Source organism: Paenirhodobacter enshiensis (assembly GCF_000740785.1).
In the GTDB taxonomy this organism is placed as follows: Bacteria; Pseudomonadota; Alphaproteobacteria; order Rhodobacterales; family Rhodobacteraceae; genus Rhodobacter; species Rhodobacter enshiensis.
Genome location: NZ_JFZB01000007.1, coordinates 261,856 through 279,211, shown reverse-complemented (window position 1 = coordinate 279,211; position 17,356 = coordinate 261,856). Strand labels below are relative to the sequence as shown.

Genomic DNA, 17,356 nt, shown 5'->3' with positions numbered 1-17,356 from the left:
TGACATGGGACGCTATCTCCTCACCCGCAGCCTGATCCTGCTCGCGAGCCTTCTGGCCGCCAGCCTCGTCGTCTTTCTGGCGATCGAGGTGGTGCCCGGAGACCCGGCGCGCACCATGCTGGGGATGAACGCGACACCCGAGACCGTGGCGGCGCTGAATGCGCAGCTCGGGCTGAACATGCCCGGGTGGCAGCGGTATCTGCACTGGATCGCGGGCTTCGCGACCGGCGACATGGGGATGAGCTATACCTATCGCGTGCCGGTCGCCGGGCTGATCGCCGAGCGGCTGAAACTGTCGCTGCCGCTGACGGCGATCGCACTGGTGCTGACGACGGCGATTGCGCTGCCCGCGGGGCTGATCGCGGCGGCGGGCCGCGGGCGGGCCACGGATACCGCGGTGATGGGGATCGCGCAGATCGGCATCGCCGTGCCGAATTTCTGGTTCGCGATGATCCTCGTTCTGGTGCTGGCGCTGAAGCTGCATCTGTTCCCGGCGGGCGGCTTTCCGGGCTGGAGCCACCCGGCGGCCGCATTTCAGGCGCTGGTGCTGCCGGCGGTGGCGCTCGCACTGCCGCAAGGTGCGATCCTCGCACGCGTGCTGCGCTCGGCGCTGATCGAGACGATGGGGCAGGATTACATCCGCACCGCGCGGGCGCGCGGGCGCAGCCGGACGGGCGCGCTTGTGGCCCATGCGCTGCGCAATGCGCTGATCCCGGTGCTGACCATCCTCGGGATGCAATTCGCCGTGCTGCTGGCGGGTGCCATCGTGATCGAGAATGTCTTCGCCCTGCCCGGCCTTGGCCGGCTGATCTTTCAGGCGCTGTCGCAGCGCGATCTGATCGTCGTCGAAAGCGCGGTGATGCTGCTGGTGGTCGCGGTGATCGCGGTCAGCTTCGTCACCGATATCGCCTATGCGCTGGTCGATCCGCGGCTGAGGCGGCCGGCGTGAGGGCGGGGCTGATCCTTGGCGGCGCGCTGGCGGGCGGTGCGGTCGCGGCGGCGCTGGTGTCGCTTGTCTGGACGCCGTTCGATCCGGCGGCTCTTTCTGTCCGGGCACGGTTGCAGCCGCCTTCCCCTGCCCATTGGCTCGGCACAGACATGCTCGGGCGCGACATCGGCTCGATGCTGATGGCGGGGGCGCAGGCCTCGCTTTCGATCGCGCTGGTCGCGGTGCTGGTGGGGGCGTGTTTCGGCATTCCGCTCGGTCTGATGGCGGCGGCGCGCGGCGCGGGCAGCGCCACCGACACCGCGGTGAGCCGGCTGAACGATCTGGTCTTCGCCTTCCCCGCGCTCGTCAGCGCGATCTTGCTGAGCGCGACGCTCGGCCCCGGGCCGGTCAATGCCGCGCTTGCCATCGGGCTGTTCAACATCCCCGTCTTCGCGCGGGTGACGCGAGGCGGGGCGCTGGCGATCTGGCCGCTCGATTACATCCGCGCGGCGCGGGTCGCGGGCAAGGGCGCGGTGCGGATCTCGGCCGAACATGTGCTGCCCAATATCGCAAGCATCCTGATCGTGCAGGCCACGATCCAGGTCTCGACCGGGATCCTGCTCGAGGCGGCGCTGAGCTATGTGGGCCTCGGCGCCCGGCCCCCGATGCCGAGCTGGGGGCGGATGCTGGCGGAATCGCAGACCATGGCCGCGCTCGCCCCGCATGTGGCGATATTCCCCGGCCTTGCCATCGTGCTGACGGTGCTGGGGCTGAACCTGCTGGGCGACGGGCTGCGCGACGCGCTCGACCCGCGGCTGCGGAGGCGGGAATGAGCCTTCTGTCCATCGAGGAGCTGAGCGTGACCATCGGCGCGCACCGCGTGCTCGACCGGGTGTCGCTGCGCGTGGCACCCGGAGAGGTGCTGGCGCTGGTGGGCGAATCCGGCTCTGGCAAGTCGATGACCTCGCTCGCGGTGATGGGGCTGCTGCCCGAGGGCGCGCGCTGCGAGGGGCGGATCCGCTTCGAGGGGCAGGAACTGACCGCGCTGAGCGAAGACAGGATGTGCGCGCTGCGCGGCGACCGTCTGGGGATGATCTTTCAGGAACCGATGACCGCGCTCGACCCGCTGATGCGCATCGGCGATCAGGTGGCCGAGACGCTGCGGCTGCACCGCAAGATGCCGCGCGCCGCGGCGCTGGCGGTCGCGCGCGAGCGACTGGACCGGGTGGGGCTCGGGGCCGAACGCTTCGCGCTGAGCCTCTATCCGCATGAGCTGTCGGGCGGGCAGCGCCAGCGCGTCGCCATCGCCGGCGCCATCGCCGCCGGGCCGAAGCTGCTGATCGCGGACGAGCCGACGACCGCCCTCGACGTCGTGACGCAGGCGGGGGTTCTCGATCTGCTTTCGGGGCTGGTGCGCGACGAGGGGATGGGGCTGATCCTGATCACCCATGACCTCGCCGTCGCCGCGCGCATGGCCGGGCGGGTCGCGGTGATGCAGTCGGGCAAGATCGTCGAGGAAGGGCCGACAGAGCGGGTTCTGGGGGCACCCGAGCATCCCTATACGACGGCGCTGATCGCCGCCTCGGTCCTGCCCGAGGGCCTGCCCGCGCGCGTGGCACCGAAAGCCGAACCGTTGCTGAGCGTCACCGGCGTGCGGCGCAGCTACGCCCTGCCCCGGCGCCGGATCTTTGGCCCGGCAGAGCGCGTCACCGCCGTCGATGGCGTCAGCCTGAGCCTTGCCGAGGGCGAGGCGGTGGGCCTTGTCGGCAGTTCCGGTTGCGGGAAGTCGACGCTGACGCGGGCGATCCTCGGCCTCGACCGGATCGAGGCGGGCGAGATCCGTCTCGCGGGCACCCGCGTCTGGCCCGGCATGGCGAACCCCGCCCGCGCGCCGATGCAGGTGGTGTTTCAGGACCCCTTCGGCTCGTTCGATCCGCGCCGGCGCGTCGCCGATCTGGTGGCGGAGCCGTTTCACCTGACCGGCCGGCCGAGCGACTGGCGAAGCCGTGTCGAGGTGGCGCTGAGCGATGTCGGCCTGCCTGCCGAGGCCGCCGGGCGCTACATCCACGAGTTTTCCGGCGGCCAGCGCCAGCGCATCGCCATCGCGCGGGCGCTGATCGCGCGCCCCCGGCTGATCGTGCTCGACGAGGCGGTCTCGGCCCTCGATGTGCAGGTGCGCGCGCAGGTTCTGGCGCTGCTCGGCCGGTTGCGGGAAAAACAGGGGCTGGCCTATCTGTTCATCTCGCACGATCTGGGGGTGGTACGGGCGGTGACGGAGCGCTGTCTGGTGATGGATGCCGGGCGGATCGTCGAAGAGGGGCCGACGGCAGCCTTGTTCGACGCGCCGAGGCACCCGGTGACGCAGGCGCTGGTGCGCGCGGTGCCGCGATTGCCGGAGGCGGACGGGCTTGCCGCATCCGCCGGGGGCTTTGCGCCCCCGGACCCCCGCAGGATATTTGTGGAAAGCCGAAAGGAACAGGCGTGATGAAAGCCGGAGCGCGCAATCTGATCACCGATGTCGCGGGACTGCGGGTCGGCAATGCCGAGGATCTGCACCTGCGGTCCGGGGTCACCGTGCTGAGTGCGGATCGCCCGTTCACCGCCGCGGTGCATGTGATGGGCGGAGCGCCCGGCACGCGCGAGACCGATCTTCTGGCGCCCGACAAGCTGGTCGAGGGCGTCGATGCGCTGGTGCTGTCGGGGGGATCGGCCTTCGGCCTCGATGCGGCCTCGGGCGTCGCGGGGGCGCTTCGGGCGCAGGGCCGCGGGTTTCGGGTCGGCGATCACTGCGTGCCGATCGTGCCGGGCGCGATCCTGTTCGATCTGATGAATGGCGGCGACAAGGGATGGGAGGTGAACCCCTACGGTGCGCTTGGCCGGAAAGCGTTGGCGGCTTCGGGGGAGGCGTTCGCAATCGGTTCCGCCGGGGCAGGATATGGCGCGATGACCGGGACGCTGAAGGGCGGGCTTGGCTCGGCGTCAGCGGTGCTGGAAAACGGGATGACGGTGGGCGCGCTGGTCGCGGTCAATGCGCTCGGTTCGGCCACGGTGGGCGACGGGGCGGCGTTCTGGGCGGCGCCCTGGGAGATCGGCGATGAGTTCGGCGGTCTGGGGGCGGCGCAGGTCTATCCCGGCGCGGAAGAGCCGAAACCGATGAAGCGCATGGGCGAAGCCACCACCATCGCCATCGTCGCGACCGATGCCGCGCTGACGAAGGCGCAGGCGCTGCGCATGGCGACGGCGGCGCATGACGGGATGGCGCGGGCGCTGGTGCCCTCGCATACGCCGCTCGATGGCGATCTGGTGTTTGCCGCGGCAACCGGGGCGCGCGCGCTGACCGATCCCGTGGCCGACAGTTTCGCGCTGTGCCACGCTGCCGCCTGTTGCCTCGCCCGCGCCATCGCGCGTGCCGTCTACGCCGCCACGCCCCTGCCCGGCGACCGGCAACCGTGCTGGTCCTCGCGCTTCGGAGGGCGCTCATGACCCTCGCCCCCGGCCCCGACGGGCGGCTGCGGTGCAGCTGGTGCCTCGCCGATGCGGGTTACATCGCCTATCACGACGCCGAATGGGGCCTGCCCGTCACCGGCGAGCGCGACCTGTTCGAGATGTTGACACTCGAATCCTTCCAGTCGGGGCTGAGCTGGCACACCATCTTGCGCAAGCGAGACGGGTTTCGCCGCGCCTTCGCGGGTTTCGACACCGCAAGGATCGCCGGGTTCGGGGGTGAGGATGTGGAGCGGCTGTTGACCGATGCCTCCATCGTGCGCCACCGCGGCAAGATCGAGGCCGCGATCCACAACGCCCGTCAGGCCGAGGCGCTTTACCGCGAGGGCGGCACGCTCGCCGAGCTGCTATGGCGCTTCGCCCCCGCCGCCGGAGGGCCGAGCGATGGCCCCGGCCCCTCGCCCGAGGCCACGGCGCTGTCGAAGGAGCTGCGCCGGAGGGGCTGGAAATTCGTCGGCCCCACCACGGTTCACGCCTTCATGCAGGCGGCCGGCATGGTGAACGATCACGATCCGGGCTGCGCCTTCCACGGTGCGACAGCACGCGCACAGGCGGCGCATCGCGCAGACGGAAACTGAAAAGGCCGGGGATATTCCCCGGCCTTTCGCATGTTTTCCGATCTTACATGTTCGGATAATTCGGGCCGTCGCCACCCTGCGGCGTGGTCCAGGTGATGTTCTGCGACGGATCCTTGATGTCGCAGGTCTTGCAATGCACGCAGTTCTGGAAGTTGATCTGGAAGCGCGGACCGTCCTCGCCCTCCAGCACCTCATAGACCCCGGCCGGGCAATAGCGCTGCGCCGGTTCGGCGTATTTCGGCAGGTTCACCGCGATCGGCACCGAAGGATCCTTCAGCCGCAGATGGCAGGGCTGTGATTCCTCGTGGTTGGTGAAGCTGAACGAGACGTTGGTCAGACGGTCGAAGGACAGCTTGCCATCGGGCTTCGGATAGTCGATCGGCTGATAGTCCTTCGCCAGCCCGGTCGAGGCGGCATCGGTCTTGTCGTGATGCAGCGTGCCGAACACCGAGAAGCCGAACAGATCGTTCGTCCACATGTCGAACCCGCCGAGCACCGTCGAGGCGAGCATCCCCCACTTCGACCAGATCGGCTTGACGTTGCGCACCTTCTTCAGATCGTCCGCGATGGGGCCCGAGCGCAGATCGGCCTCGTATTCGGTCAGCTCGTCGCCCTCGCGGCCGGCCTTGATCGCGGCGGCCGCGGCCTCGGCGGCGGCGATGCCCGACAGCATCGCGTTATGGTTGCCCTTGATGCGCGGCACGTTGACGAGACCCGCCGAACAGCCGAGCAGCGCACCGCCCGGGAAGCACACCTTCGGGATCGACTGCCAGCCGCCTTCCGAGATGGCGCGCGCGCCATAGGCCACGCGCTTGCCGCCTTCCAGAAGCTCGGCCACCACCGGGTGATGCTTGAAGCGCTGGAATTCCATGTAGGGGAACAGGTAGGGGTTCTTGTAGTTCAGATGCACCACGAAGCCGACGAACACCTGATTGTTCTCGAGGTGGTAGATGAACGAACCGCCGCCCGCGTTGCTGCCCAGAGGCCAGCCCATGGTGTGGGTCACGGTGCCGGCCTTGTGCTTGGCCGGGTCGATCTCCCAGATCTCCTTCATGCCGAGGCCGAACTTCTGCGGATCGTGCCCCTCGGAGAGGTTGAACTTCTCCATCACCACCTTCGACAGCGAACCGCGCACGCCCTCGGCGAGGAAGACATACTTGCCGCGCAGCTCCATCCCCGGCTCGTAGCCCGGGCCGGGCGTGCCATCGGCTTCCTTGCCGAACTCGCCCGCGACGACGCCCGCGACCCGATCGCCGTCCCACACGATTTCCGAACACGACATGCCCGGGAAGATCTCGACGCCCAGTTCCTCTGCCTGTTCGGCCATCCAGCGGCAGACATTCGCCATCGACACGATGTAATTGCCGTGGTTCGACATGAAGCGCGGCATCGGCCAGTGCGGCAGCGCGGTATGGCCGGTCTCGCTCAGGACGAAGAAATTGTCTTCCTCGACCGGGGTGTTCAGCGGCGCGCCCTTTTCCTTCCAGTCCGGGATCAGCTTGTTCAGCCCGACCGGATCGAGCACCGCGCCCGACAGGATATGCGCACCGACCTCGGAGCCCTTTTCGAGCACCACCACCGAAAGATCCGGGTCGATCTGTTTCAGACGGATCGCCGCCGACAGACCCGCAGGGCCCGCCCCGACGATCACCACGTCATATTCCATCGACTCGCGCTCGACTTCGGCCATCTTGGCTCCCCTGGGCTGGATGTAGCTTTTGGCAGCTTAGCTAACCCAGCTTCGCGGATGAGGCAATCGTGACGCTGCGGTTGGCCGCCGCCGCCCGCGCGGAAAGAAGCGGCAAAGAGCCGCCGTCGCCGCCCCTCCCCTCTGGACGAAGGTCACATGCGTTCCTATCTTTTCCCCGTGCCCCCGAGGGCAGGCAGTCACCCGCGCCGGCGACGGATCGGGTGGGTGGCGTGTTCGCAATTTCGCGGCGCGGCGCTTGACTTCCGGGGAGAAGGACGGGTTTACACTCGTTCGACAGAACAGAAAGCAGCTCAGGCGTAGCCATGGACAAGATTCCGCTGACGCGTGCCGGTTACGACGCGCTCGATGAAGAACTGAAAACCCTCAAGTCCGAGGAGCGGCCCGCCATCATCGCGGCCATCGCCGAGGCACGCGAGCACGGCGACCTGTCGGAAAATGCCGAATATCATTCCGCCCGCGAGAAGCAGAGCTTCATCGAGGGGCGGATCAAGGAACTCGAGGCCATTCTGGCGCTGTCCGAGGTGATCGACCCGGCGCGTCTGTCGGGCTCCATCAAGTTCGGCGCGACGATCACCATCATCGACGGCGATTCCGACGAAGAGCGCACCTATCAGATCGTCGGCGAAGCCGAGGCCAATCTGGAACGCGGGTTGCTGAACCTGAAGTCGCCGCTTGCCCGCGCGCTGATCGGCAAGGACGAAGGCGACGCGATCGAGGTGCGCACCCCGGGTGGCGTGCGCAGCTACGAAATCCTGAACGTCCGTTACCTCTGACCGTCGCATCTGACCGCCCCTGCCGCGAGGCATAGGGGCGGTCCATTCGGAAATCCCGCGCCATGACAGAGCCCGCCTCCGGCACTTCCCGGTCCGACAGCGACTTCTCCGTGATCGACGACCTGTCCTCTGGCGTGGAGCCGGGTGCGGCGGGCGCGCGCGGTGCCGGCGGCGGCGCGTCGCCCCTCGCACCTTCCGTGCCGGTGGCTCCGCTGCCGGTGCGCCGAACCTTCGACCGCGGCCTGATCGGAACGACGGAATGGATCGCGCTCGGGGCCAGCGTGATCTGGCTGGTGCTGTCGCTGATGTTCTGGGCGGGCGGATCGGGCAGCGATACGCGCGGCGGGGTTTCGGCCACGCTGCTCGCGGTGCTGGGCATCGTTTTGCCGATCGTGATGATCTGGGTCGCGGCGGTGACCGCGCGCACTGCGCACGAGCTGCGCAGCGAGGCGCACGATCTGAAAACCGCGGTCGAGGCGATGCGTGCCGCCTGGATCAGTCAGCAGCAAAGCCGCGCCGGCCAGACCATCGAGCGCAAGCTCGATGAGGTTGCCCAGGTGGCGCGCCAGACCGAAAATGCGGTGACCACCATCGCCGGCCGGCGCGACGCGATGCCGCGCCCCGGACCGGCTGCGCGTGGGCGGGCCGACGAACAGCCCTCGCTCGCGCTCGGCCCCACCGCCGAGGATGCCGCGACCCCGGTTTCGGCCGTGGATTTCGTGCGCGCGCTGAACTTCCCCGACAGCGCCGAAGACCGCGACGGCATCCGGGCGCTGCGCAATGCTCTGGCCGACCCGAGTGCGGCGCGGCTGATCCGGGCGGCGCAGGACGTGCTGAACCTGCTGGCGCAAGATGCGATCTTCATGGACGACCTGACGCCCTCGGGCACCCGGGTCGACCTGTGGCGCCGCTTCGCCCAGGGCGAGCGAGGACCCGAAATCACCGCCATCGGCGCGGTCAGCGACCGGTCGTCGCAACTGCTGGCCGCCAGCCGGATGCGCTCTGACACCATCTTCCGCGATGCGGTGCATCATTTCCTGCGTCAGTTCGACAAGACCTTCGCGAGCTTCGAGAAAAGCGCGACGGATGCCGAGGTTCATGCCCTCGCCCAGACCCGCACCGCCCGCGCCTTCATGCTGATGGGCCGGGTGACGCAGATCTTCGACTGAACGGGAAAACACCCGGCAGACCGGCGCGGCAGCGCAGGCGCAGCAAGGGGGCTCTGCCCCCTCGGGCCTTCCGGCCCTCACCCCCGGGATATTTTCGGAAAGATGAAAAGAGCCCCCTGCTCCATTCGTCTTTCTCCAAATATCCCGGGGTGAATTGCCCCGCAGGGGCAAGAGGGGCAGAGCCCCTTTTCGCGGTGTTTCCCTTCCCGAACGAACCCTCGCCCGGAAAGAAACGGCCAAAGCACGATCACGGTTTCTCGCACCGCAGCGCCCTGACGTTGGCGCTTGCTCTGGCCTGCGCCGCGGGGCAGTCTCGGCGCCGATGACCCGCCGACGCCGCGGGTCCAGTTCGCGGAGACACCGATGACCGAGACCCTCCTGTTCCCCCCGCCCGCCGTCCCGAGCCTGCCCGTGACCGGCAGCGACGCGCGCTTTCCGGTGCGGCGCATCTTCTGCGTCGGGCGCAACTATGCCGCCCACGCCGCCGAGATGGGCGTCGCCGTCGACCGCGAGGCGCCGTCCTATTTCACCAAATCGCCCCTCGACATCGCGCTGAGCGGCTCCGAGATCCCCTATCCGCCCGGCACCGCCGACTTCCATCACGAGGTGGAGCTGGTCGTCGCCCTTGGCGGTGCGGCCTTCCGCGCGACGCCCGAAGAGGCCGCGAAGACCGTCTGGGGCTATGGCATCGGCCTCGACATGACGCGGCGCGACCTGCAGGCCGGGTTCAAGGAAAAGCGCCTGTCCTGGGATCTGGGCAAGGATTTCGAGAATTCCGCGGTCTTCGCGCCGCTCAGCCCCGCGGCGGCCTTCACCCCCGCCGATCAGGCGATCCGGCTGCGGGTGAACGGCGATCTGCGTCAGGACGGGCGGCTGTCCGACATGATCTGGTCCGTGCCCGAGGTGACCGCGCATCTGTCGGGCTTCTATCACCTTCAGCCCGGCGACATCATCATGACCGGCACGCCCTCGGGCGTCGGCCCGGTTCTGGCGGGCGAGCGGATCGAGGCCGAAATCGACGGGCTGAGCCCGCTGAGCCTGAGCATCGGCACGGCCGAGTAACCCGGGTCCGGGGCAGGCAGGACACAGTGACCGGGCGCGATACTGCGGGCCCTGTGCAATGCCCTCCGAAGCGGATATGGTCACCCGACGGTCGCGGAAGCCTCTGCGGCCGAAGTCATTTCGCCGGTCGCTTTCGACCGGCCGCATAGGGTCAAGATATGGGACTGAACCGTCGTTCCGTGCTGCGTGGCGCCTCGCTGATGGCGGGCTTCGCGGCTCTTCCGTTCGAACTCAGGCAGGCGATGGCGCAAGACGCCTCGGCCCGGCCGTTTTCCTATGAGGCGCTGATCGCGCGCGCTCAGGCGGCTGCCGGCGAGGCTTACAAGCCCGCCTATCAGCCCAGGCCCGACGTGGTGCAGAAGCTCGATTACGAAGCCTGGGGCAAGATCCTGTTCAAGACCGACCGCGCGCCGTTCTCGGGCCAGCCGGGCGTGCAGGAACCGGCGGGCTATCCGCTCGAATTCTTCCATCTCGGTCAGTATTTCACCAAGCGGGTGAAGATGAACCTCGTGCTCGACGGCAAGTCGGTCGAGGTGCCCTATGACCCGAACCTGTTCGACATGCCCGCCGACAGCCCGGCGCGTCAGCTGCCGCCCGATTCGGGCTTCGCGGGCTTCCGCTTCCAGGAATGGCATACCTCCGAGGACTGGCGGCATCAGGACTGGATCGCCTTCCTCGGCGCGTCCTATTTCCGGGCGATCGGCGCGGCCGGGCAATACGGTCTGTCGGCGCGCGGCATCGTGGTGAACGCGGCGCTCGCCGACAAGCCCGAGGAATTCCCCGATTTCACCGAATTCTACATCGAGGAACAGAGCGATCCCGAAGCCCCGGTGACGGTCTGCGCGCTCCTCGACGGGCCGAGCGTGACCGGCGCCTACCGCTTCCGCATCCGGCGCGGCCTCGACCGCACCAAGGGCATCGTCATGGAGATCGAATCGCAGATCTTCCTGCGTCAGGACATCGAACGCCTCGGCCTGATGCCGATGACCTCGATGTTCTGGTACAGCGAATACGGCCGCGACCGGATGCGCGACTGGCGCCCCGAGGTGCATGATTCCGACGGTCTGGAAATCTGGACCGGCACCGGCGAACGGCTGTGGCGCCCGCTCAACAATCCGACCACGATCAAGGTGTCGTCCTTCCTCGACGAGAACCCGCATGGCTTCGGTCTGCTGCAGCGCGACCGCAACTTCGACCATTATCAGGACGGCGTGTTCTATGACCGCCGCCCCTGCCTGTGGATCGAACCGCTCGAACCGCTCGGGCGCGGCTCGGTGCAGCTGCTGGAAATCCCGACCGAGGACGAGATCCACGACAACATCGGCGCCTTCTGGGTGCCGGAGGGCAAGGCCGCCAAGGGCAACAGCTACCGGCTGCACTACAAGCTGCACTGGCTGAACACCGAGCCCTACCCGGCCGAGAACATCGCCCAGACCGTCGCCACCCGCATGGGCTATGGCGGCGAGCCGGGCAAGACGCGGCCGGAAAACCAGTATCGCATCGCGGTCGAGTTCGACCGTCCCTCGGTGATGACGCAGATCCCCTATGGCGTGTTCCCGAAGGTCAACGTCACCACCAGCGCCGGGCGGATCATCCGCACGCTGGCGGAGCCCGTGCCGAACGGCAACGTCTGGCGCGCGCTGTTCGACGTCGAGATCACCCCCGATCTGTTCACCGAGCTGCGGCTGTTCCTCGAACTCGACGGCAAGCCGCTGACCGAGACCTGGACCTATCAGTTCAGCCGCGATCTCGAAGTGTTCAACGAATGATCCCAGCACGGCCCGGACAATCTCCGGGCCGTCGCTTTTCCGGCACTGTCCTTGACGCAGGCGCATCCCACGGATGCGGGCGCCGTCGCGCACCTCTCCCCCGACAAAGTTCGCTCTGGCGCAGGACCGCGGCCGGTGACAGAACGGCGCCAACCCGCGCGCCCGCCGCTTTCGGCCCGGCCCCCGCAGGACATGCCCCGGCGCCCGGCGCCGGATCAGGAAAGGACAGACCATGACGACCTTCGAACAAAGTCTCGCCGGCTTCACGCCGGTCAGCGCGCCGCGCATCACCGATGCCGAGCTTTCCGCCCGCATCGCGGGGCTGCAAAAGCAGTTGCGTCAGACGGGCACGAAGGCGGTCTGGCTCGATGCCTCGTCCTCGCTGCAATATTACACCGGCCTGTCGATCGGCCTGTCGGAGCGCGTGCATGGCGCCATCGTCCCGGCCGAGGGCGGGCTGAGCTATGTCTCGCCGCATTTCGAGGTGCCGAAGCTCGAAACCATGATGCGCCTGCCGGGCGACATCCTGCCCTGGGACGAGCATGAAGACCCCTGCGCGATGATCGGCGCGCGGGTTCAGGCGCTCGGCGCGCCGGGCAAGGGCCTCGCCATCGACCCGGCGACGCCGTTCCGCTTCGCCGCGAAGCTGATCCCGGCGATGGAGGGCGCGGTGATCCCGGCCCAGCCGATGATCGCGGCGCAGCGTCAGGTGAAATCGGCGACCGAGATCGCGGTGATCCAGGCCGCGATGACCGCGAGCCACCGGGTGCAGAAGGCGGTTCACGACGGCCTGCGCGCCGGCATGTCGACGACCGAGGTCTGCGATTTCGTCGACGAGGCGCATCGCCGCCTCGGCCTCGCGCCGCTGTTCGTCGCGGTGCAGTTCGGCGAAGCGACCGCCTATCCCCATGGCGTTCCCGAGCCGCAGATCCTCGCCGAGGGCGACATGGTGCTCGTGGATCTCGGCGGTATCCTGACCGATGGCTACCGGTCGGACATCACCCGCACCTATGTCTTCGGCACCCCCACCGCACGCCAGCGCACCCTGTGGACGGCCGAGCGCGACGCCCATGACGCGGCCTTCGCTGCGGCGAAGCTCGGCGCGCCTTGCGAGGCGGTCGATCTCGCGGCACGTGCGAGCCTTGAGGCCGCGGGTTTCGGCCCGGGCTATGACGTCCCCGGCCTGCCGCACCGCACCGGCCACGGGCTCGGCCTCGATATCCACGAAGACCCGTTCATGCTGATGGGCAACAAGACGCCGCTCGAACCCGGGATGGTGTTCTCGATCGAGCCGATGCTGTGCGTCTACGGCGAATGCGGCGTGCGGATCGAGGATATCGTCTGGATGGGCGAGGACGGCGCGCACTGGTTCTGCCCGACCTCGGACAGCCTCGACGCGCCTTTCTGACCGGGCCTTTCTGATCGGTCCGTTCCGATCGGACAACTGAATTCGACCGGGGGCCCCGCCGCCCCCGGCGATGACAAGACCACTCCCCCGCGCGCGGCGGGCCCGCGGCCCGCGTCCCCATTGACCTGAGCGGGGGCTTCTGCCATCCCGCGAAGTCACGGAAGGCGTCAAGCCACGGAGGCGATTGCACAATGACCGATAAACCCCTCGACCCGGCCGACCGCGCCCTTTTGGACATCATCGCCGAGACCCATGCCCGCATCGGCCGGGTGGAACGCGATCAGCTCAACGTCGAGGCCCGCGGCCGCGGCATCGAGGTCGGTCGCGCCCTCGCCGCGTTGAAGGATGCCGGCCTCGTCGAAGAGACCGAGACCCGCCCGGGCTTCTTCGGCCGGCTGTTCGGGGCACGGCCGAAGGTGCTGCTGCGCCCGGTGAACACAGAGGCCCCCGCCGCGGCACCGGCCCCCGAAACGGCCGCATCCGAACCCGCTGCCGTCGAACCGACTCCGACCGAGGTCGCCGCCCCCGTCGCGGAAGAGACCCCGACCGAAGCCCCCGCAGTCACGGAACCGGCGGTCACGGAAACCGCCCTTCCCGAAGCCGAAGCGCCCGCGGCAGAGATCGCCGTGATCGAAACGGTGGAGAGTGTGACGGAGACCGTGACCGACATCGCGGCGCAGACGGTCGAAAGCGTGACGGAAACGGTGATCGTCGAGACCGCCCCCGCCGAACCGGCCCCCGAACCTGTGGCCGAACCCGCGGCTCAGCCCGTTCCCGCGACGCCCCGTCCGGCCCAGACCCCGCGGCCGCATTTCGCGCTCGACGATTACACCGACAAGGTCGGCGGCGGCGACGCGATCGAGGTCGGCCCCGCCGCCATCGACCCCGAGGAAATCGACAGCCTGCGCGAAACGCTCGCGGAACTCGGCATGGATCTGACCATGGCGGGCGAGGCGCTGATCGCCGACCGCATGGCCAAAGGCGAGAGCGCGGGCGACGCGCTGTCGCAGGTTGTGCTCTTCGCCTTCGCCCATGCGGTGCATTACGACCTGCTCAGCGGCGGCGGGATGCAGGCGCTCGGACTGACCGATTACGCCATCGAGGTGATGAAAGAGCTGGAGAAGCTGCGCGATGCCGGCGTCATCGGCCCGGAGCGGTTCGAAAGCGACATGCGCCGGCTGTGGTCTTTCGTCGGAGAGGACGGCGAGCTGATGCGCGCGAACCGCGCCGCCGAGCTGCTGACCGACCCGGTAGGCGGCGCCGCCCCGCCCGCGACCCTGCCCGAAGACCTTCAGGCCGTCGACGACCCAGACGACGAAGACTGACCCCCTCGCGATACGTGACCGCAACGGCGCCCCGACGAAGGGCGCCGTTTTCACAGGGCCCGGAGCCTACGGATCCTCGCACCAGAGCGCCGGCAATGGCCGGACGGAGATCATCGCCCCGCCCGGAATGCGCAACCGGCAGGTTTTCGGCCCGTCTCTCGCGGCAAGACGGAACGACGTTTCCGAAGCCCGGCACTTTCCGGACGGATAAGTCCGGTTTCCCGCCTCCGCGCCCCGCCAAAGGACAGCCGTCCGCGCCGGCCCGCGGCCCGAAACGTCCTGCCGCGCCATGCGGGCGGAACCGCGCCCGAATCCCGCAGCGCGCCCCGGCGCCGTCCCCTTCCGGGGTTGCACCCCTGCCCCGCAAAGCGGTATCGGCAAGAGGAATACGCGCGAAAGAGAATTCCATGTCCGAAGCACAGACCAGCGGCGCCGCGATCCGGTTCGACAATGTCGGCAAGTCCTTCCCCGGCAAGGACGGAGGCACGGTCACGGCCCTGACGGGCGTCACGCTCGATGTGGCGCCGGGCTCGATCACCGGGATCATCGGGCGCTCGGGCGCCGGCAAGTCGACGCTGATCCGCATGGTGAACGGCCTCGAACGGCCGACCTCCGGCCGGGTTCTGGTGGGCGAGCATGACATCGGCGCCGCCCGCCCGGCGCAACTGCGCGAGATCCGCCGCGACGTCGGCATGATCTTCCAGCATTTCAACCTGCTCGCCTCGCGCACGGTATTCGGCAACGTCGCCCTGCCGCTCGAGATCGCCGGCACCCCGCGCGCCGAGATCCGCCCCCGCGTCGAGGAACTGATCCGCCGCGTCGGCCTTGAAAAGCTCGCCGACCGCTATCCGGCAGAGCTGTCGGGCGGGCAGAAGCAGCGCGTCGGCATCGCCCGCGCGCTGACCACCCAGCCCAAGGTTCTTCTGTCGGACGAGGCGACCTCGGCCCTCGACCCCGAGACGACGCAGACGGTTCTGGCGCTTCTGGCCGAGATCAACCGCGACCTCGGGCTGACCATCCTGCTCATCACCCATGAGATGGCGGTGGTGCGCGACATCGCCAGCCACATGGCGGTGATCGACGGCGGCCGCATCGTCGAACAGGGCGAGACCTATCGCATCTTCACCCGGCCCGAACATCCGACCACCCGCAGCTTCCTGTCGGGCGTGCTCGGTCTGACGCTGCCGCGCTTCATCGCGGAACGGATGACGCCCGAAGCCCAGACCGACACCACCGCCGAGGTGTTCCGCATCACCTTCGCCGGCGCCCATGCGACCGATCCGATGCTGGCGCGGCTGACCAGTGAACTCGGCATCGAGGTCAATATCCTCGCCGGCGCCATCGAAGAGGTCGGCGCCCATCCGTTCGGCAATCTGCTGGTGTCCATCGACATCGCGCGCGCCGCCGAGGCGCGTGCCTATCTCGACCGTCACGGCCTTTACACGGAGGTTCAGGGCTATGTCCGCTAACCTGATCAACCTGCTGATCGCCTCGACGGGGCAGACGCTTTACATGGTCGCGGTGGCGGCGGTTCTGGGAACGGTTCTCGGGCTGCCGCTCGGGGTGTTCCTCGCCACCTCGCAGCGCGGCGAACTGCTGAGCGCGCCCTGGGTCAACAAGATCCTCGGGCTGGTGGTGAACGCCACGCGCTCGGTGCCGTTCATCATTCTGGTGGTGGCGATCATCCCGTTCACCCGGTTCATCGCCGGCACCTCGATCGGCACCTCGGCGGCGATCGTGCCGCTGACCATCGCCGCGGTGCCGTTCATCGCCCGTCTGGTCGAGAACGCGATCCGCGAAGTCGACGCCGGCCTGATCGAGGCCGCCCGTTCGATGGGCGCGACGCCCTTGCAGATCATCCGCAAGGTGCTGGTCCCCGAGGCGCTGCCGGGCATCACGCTCGGCCTCACCCTCGCGGTGGTCAGCCTGATCGGCTATTCGGCCATGGTCGGTGCGGTCGGCGGCGAGGGTCTGGGCGATCTCGGCATCCGCTACGGCTATCAGCGCTTCATGCCGATGGTGATGCTGGCGGTGGTGGTGATCCTCGTCGTGCTGGTGCAGATCGTGCAGTCGCTCGGCGAAGGCATCGCGCGGCGCGTCGACAAGCGCGCCCCCAAGGGCCGCGGCGACTGAGCCCCCTGCTGCACCGAACCCCCGTTTCAAGAACTTTCCACGCAACGAAAAGGAGTATTCCCATGCTGCGTATGACCGCTCTTGCCTCCGTTCTCGCGCTGATCGCGGGCACGGCCATGGCCGAGGACATCAAGGTGGGCGTCAGCCCGGGCGAGCACGCCGAGATCATGGAAGAGGTCGCCAAGGTCGCCGCGCCCAAGGGGCTGAACATCAAGGTCGTCGAATTCTCGGATTACGTCGTGCCGAACCAGGCGCTGAACGACGGCGACATCGACGCCAACTCGTTCCAGCACAAGCCTTACCTCGACAACCAGATCAAGGACCGCGGCTTCGATCTGGTTCCGGTCGGCACCACGATCACCACGCCGATGGGGGTCTATTCGTCGAAGATCAAGGATCTGAAGGATCTGAAGGACGGCGCGACCGTCGGCATCCCGAACGATCCGACCAACGGCGGCCGCGCGCTTCTGGTGCTGCAGCAGCTCGGCCTGATCAAGGTCGATGCCGCCGCCGGGCTGAAGCCCACGGTGATCGACATCACCGAGAACGCCAAGAAGCTGAAGTTCCAGGAGCTGGACGCCGCGCAGCTGCCGCGTTCGCTCAAGGATCTTGACGCGGCGCTGATCAACACCAATTACGCAATCGCCTCGGGCCTGAACCCGAAGACCGACGCGATCGCGATGGAAAGCGCCGAGAACCCTTACGTCAACATCATCGTCGTGAAGAAGGGCAACGAGGACAAGCCCTGGGTCAAGACGCTGGTCGAGAGCTATCACTCGGACGACGTTAAGAAGTTCATCGAGGACAAGTATCACGGCACCGTGCTGACCTCGTGGTGAGACGCGCCTGACCGGCCTTTCCACAAGGGAGGCGGATGAATTCGACGCCGCGCCGGAGCGATCCGGCGCGGCGTTTCCATGTCCGGAACCACTCCTCTCGCAATTGACGAATTCCAGCCACATGAATCAGGAACAGCCTAATCAGTGCTGACTTAGG

General features: G+C 68.1%; 15 protein-coding genes. 14 read left to right on the top strand and 1 reads right to left on the bottom strand.

The genetic code is table 11. From position 1 onward, the window contains the following. Positions 1-4: 4 nt before the first annotated feature. Genes CG50_RS06470 through CG50_RS06450 form a run of 5 tightly spaced genes read left to right on the top strand, consistent with a single transcriptional unit; the run spans position 5 to position 5,010 of the window. Positions 5-949, top strand: coding sequence for an ABC transporter permease (locus CG50_RS06470; protein ID WP_036636269.1), 945 nt, complete (start codon positions 5-7; stop codon positions 947-949). Next, positions 946-1,761 (top strand): ABC transporter permease, encoded by an 816-nt coding sequence (locus tag CG50_RS06465; protein WP_036636268.1) that lies wholly within the window; start codon positions 946-948, stop codon positions 1,759-1,761. The genes CG50_RS06470 and CG50_RS06465 overlap by 4 nt, the downstream gene beginning before the upstream one ends. Next, the gene (locus tag CG50_RS06460) at positions 1,758-3,413 is read left to right on the top strand and encodes an ABC transporter ATP-binding protein (RefSeq protein WP_081880309.1); all 1,656 of its coding nucleotides are present in this window, start codon (positions 1,758-1,760) and stop codon (positions 3,411-3,413) included. Before CG50_RS06465 ends, CG50_RS06460 begins: the two co-directional genes overlap by 4 nt. Next, positions 3,413-4,411: a P1 family peptidase gene (locus tag CG50_RS06455; RefSeq protein ID WP_036636267.1), complete on the top strand. Its 999-nt coding sequence runs from the start codon at positions 3,413-3,415 to the stop codon at positions 4,409-4,411. The genes CG50_RS06460 and CG50_RS06455 overlap by 1 nt, the downstream gene beginning before the upstream one ends. Beyond that, positions 4,408-5,010 carry a DNA-3-methyladenine glycosylase I gene (locus CG50_RS06450; protein ID WP_036636266.1) on the top strand — a complete coding sequence of 201 codons (603 nt, stop codon included), beginning with the start codon at positions 4,408-4,410 and terminating at the stop codon, positions 5,008-5,010. Before CG50_RS06455 ends, CG50_RS06450 begins: the two co-directional genes overlap by 4 nt. 43 nt (positions 5,011-5,053) lie before the next feature. Here the strand turns inward: CG50_RS06450 and CG50_RS06445 are convergent, their stop codons facing one another. Further along, positions 5,054-6,700, bottom strand: a complete 1,647-nt coding sequence (locus CG50_RS06445; RefSeq protein ID WP_036636265.1) for an electron transfer flavoprotein-ubiquinone oxidoreductase — start codon at positions 6,698-6,700, stop codon at positions 5,054-5,056. Positions 6,701-7,023: 323 nt separating this feature from the next. Here CG50_RS06445 and greA point away from each other — a divergent pair, with 323 nt between their 5' ends. The 9 genes from greA (at position 7,024) to CG50_RS06400 (ending at position 17,199) form a co-directional block, all read left to right on the top strand. Next, positions 7,024-7,494: a transcription elongation factor GreA gene (greA, locus tag CG50_RS06440; protein ID WP_036636264.1), complete on the top strand. Its 471-nt coding sequence runs from the start codon at positions 7,024-7,026 to the stop codon at positions 7,492-7,494. Between the two features lie 62 nt (positions 7,495-7,556). Continuing rightward, the gene (locus CG50_RS06435; protein WP_245615618.1) at positions 7,557-8,663 is read left to right on the top strand and encodes a hypothetical protein; all 1,107 of its coding nucleotides are present in this window, start codon (positions 7,557-7,559) and stop codon (positions 8,661-8,663) included. Positions 8,664-9,026: 363 nt separating this feature from the next. Further along, positions 9,027-9,725 (top strand): fumarylacetoacetate hydrolase family protein, encoded by a 699-nt coding sequence (locus tag CG50_RS06430; RefSeq protein WP_036636263.1) that lies wholly within the window; start codon positions 9,027-9,029, stop codon positions 9,723-9,725. Between the two features lie 158 nt (positions 9,726-9,883). Continuing rightward, positions 9,884-11,494, top strand: a complete 1,611-nt coding sequence (locus CG50_RS06425) for a glucan biosynthesis protein (RefSeq protein WP_036636262.1) — start codon at positions 9,884-9,886, stop codon at positions 11,492-11,494. Positions 11,495-11,726: 232 nt separating this feature from the next. Continuing rightward, positions 11,727-12,902 carry a M24 family metallopeptidase gene (locus tag CG50_RS06420; RefSeq protein ID WP_036636261.1) on the top strand — a complete coding sequence of 392 codons (1,176 nt, stop codon included), beginning with the start codon at positions 11,727-11,729 and terminating at the stop codon, positions 12,900-12,902. A gap of 191 nt (positions 12,903-13,093) precedes the next feature. Next, the gene (locus CG50_RS06415; RefSeq protein WP_036636260.1) at positions 13,094-14,227 is read left to right on the top strand and encodes a hypothetical protein; all 1,134 of its coding nucleotides are present in this window, start codon (positions 13,094-13,096) and stop codon (positions 14,225-14,227) included. A 407-nt stretch (positions 14,228-14,634) separates the two neighbouring features. Then, the gene (locus tag CG50_RS06410) at positions 14,635-15,696 is read left to right on the top strand and encodes a methionine ABC transporter ATP-binding protein (RefSeq protein ID WP_036636259.1); all 1,062 of its coding nucleotides are present in this window, start codon (positions 14,635-14,637) and stop codon (positions 15,694-15,696) included. Beyond that, positions 15,686-16,360 (top strand): methionine ABC transporter permease, encoded by a 675-nt coding sequence (locus CG50_RS06405; RefSeq protein ID WP_036636258.1) that lies wholly within the window; start codon positions 15,686-15,688, stop codon positions 16,358-16,360. Before CG50_RS06410 ends, CG50_RS06405 begins: the two co-directional genes overlap by 11 nt. A gap of 62 nt (positions 16,361-16,422) precedes the next feature. Then, entirely contained in the window at positions 16,423-17,199 is a 777-nt protein-coding gene (locus CG50_RS06400; RefSeq protein WP_036636257.1) for a MetQ/NlpA family ABC transporter substrate-binding protein, read from the top strand. Positions 17,200-17,356 lie beyond the last annotated feature (157 nt).